Genomic DNA, 521 nt, shown 5'->3' with positions numbered 1-521 from the left:
TGGGGAGTGGGGCGGGGCCGTGCTGCTCGTGGCCGAGCAGAGCCCGGACAAGCGGCGCGCGTTCTGGTCGAGCTGGCCGCAGGCGGCGGTGCCCGTCGGCAATCTGCTCGCGACCGTGGTGCTGCTCGTCACGTCGTTCGTCTTGAGCCCCGCGGCCTTCCTCGATTGGGGCTGGCGCATCGCGTTCTGGCTGTCGGCCGTGATCGTGCTGGTCGGGTTCTACATCCGCACCCACGTCGAGGAGGCGCCGATCTTCCTCGAGGCCAAGGCGCAGGTCGAGAAGGAGAAGGCGACGTCGTTCGGGGTCGTCGAGGTGCTCCGCCGCTACCCGAAGGGTGTCGCGCAGGCGATGGGCGTCCGTTTCGCGGAGAACATCGTCTACTACATCGTCGTGAGCTTCTCGATCGTCTATCTCAAGGTCGTGCACTCCTACGACACCAGCCAGCTCCTCCTCGCGTTGCTCATCGCGCACGTCATCCACTTCGCCGTGATCCCGCCGCTCGGCCGTCTCGCCGATCGCG

1 protein-coding gene is annotated in these 521 nt (G+C 67.4%); it reads left to right on the top strand.

All coding sequences use genetic code 11. The features are described 5' to 3' along the window. The coding region (locus NS220_RS18720; protein ID WP_153004382.1) for an MFS transporter at positions 1 to 521 on the top strand (521 nt) is incomplete at both ends.

This window comes from Microbacterium testaceum, assembly GCF_001476655.1.
GTDB classification, from domain to species: domain Bacteria; phylum Actinomycetota; class Actinomycetes; order Actinomycetales; family Microbacteriaceae; genus Microbacterium; species Microbacterium testaceum_C.
The sequence above is the reverse complement of the archived record's forward strand: the minus strand, read 5'-3'. Positions and strand labels throughout refer to the sequence as shown.